The organism is Streptomyces cahuitamycinicus (assembly GCF_002891435.1).
Classification (GTDB): domain Bacteria; phylum Actinomycetota; class Actinomycetes; order Streptomycetales; family Streptomycetaceae; genus Streptomyces; species Streptomyces cahuitamycinicus.
Genome location: NZ_POUC01000863.1, coordinates 1 through 1,096, shown reverse-complemented (window position 1 = coordinate 1,096; position 1,096 = coordinate 1). Strand labels below are relative to the sequence as shown.

At 73.3% G+C, this 1,096-nt stretch carries 1 protein-coding gene; it reads right to left on the bottom strand.

Annotated elements, in window-relative coordinates; translation table 11 throughout:
• Nucleotides 1-976 (bottom strand): ArnT family glycosyltransferase (locus C1J00_RS43495; protein ID WP_146046422.1); only part of this gene is annotated, 976 nt, incomplete at its 3' end.
• Nucleotides 977-1,096: the final 120 nt, after the last annotated feature.

Sequence of the window (1,096 nt, the reverse complement as noted above, 5' to 3'; positions counted from 1 at the left end):
CGTTCCCACCGCCGCCACCGCCGCCACCGCCGCCACTGCCGGTCTCGTCGCCGTTGAGGCGGCCCAGGCCGTTGTAGCCGAAGGTCAGTTCGAGGAAGCTGTTGTTCTGCGAGCCGCCGATGTACGGACGGGAGGACGCGGGCCAGAGTTCGACGATCGCGACCCACCAGCCGCCGCAGACGACGATCGCGGCGAGCCCCGCGGCGAGTTGGCCGATCCGCTTCCTCACCGTCACCGGGGCGCACACGCCGTGGACGAGGGCGAGCGGCGGCAGGATCAGGAAGGCCTGGAGCGTCTTCGCGAGGAAGGCAAAGCCGATCGCGGCACCGGCCCACAGCAGCCACTTCGTACGGCCGTCCTCCAGGGCGCGGATGACGAACCAGCAGGCCGCCGCCATCAGCAGCGCCAGCATCGCGTCGGGGTTGTTGAAGCGGAACATCAGCGCCGCGACGGGGGTGAGCGCCAGCACGGTGCCCGCGATCAGGCCCGCCGCGGGGCTGAACCGGCGGCGCACGGCCGCGTAGACGACGGCCACCGTGCCGACGCCCATGAGGACCTCGGGCGCGAGGATCGCCCAGGAGCTGAGGCCGAAGAGCCGCACGGACAGGGCCATCGGCCACAGCGCTGCCGGGGGCTTGTCGACGGTGATGGCGTTCGCCGCGTCCAGCGAGCCGAAGAAGAACGCCTTCCAGGACTGGCTGCCCGCCTGAACGGCCGCGGAGTAGAAGGAGTTGGCGTAACCGGAGGCGCTCAGGTTGCAGAGGTAGAGCGCGGCCGTCGCCAGCAGCAGGGCGAGGAAGGCCGGGCGGACCCAGCGGGGATCCTCGGGCCGGCCGCGCCACAGCCGCTGCGGGAAGGGCCGGCCGGGGGCACCGGCCGGCCCGGCCTGCCCGGCCGGCGCAGGGTCCGGGGGCCCTGTCCACGTGCCGGGGCCCGTGTCTGGGCCGGTGGTCTGCTGGTCGTGGTGGACGGTCATCGGAAGTCCCTCGCATCGGTGTCGTGCGGTCGCACCGGCAGCAGCTGCACGGTGGCGTCCCGCCAGGAGTCCGCGACGTCACCGGCGCGGAAGGGGGTGGTGTCGTACGGGGACGGGGAC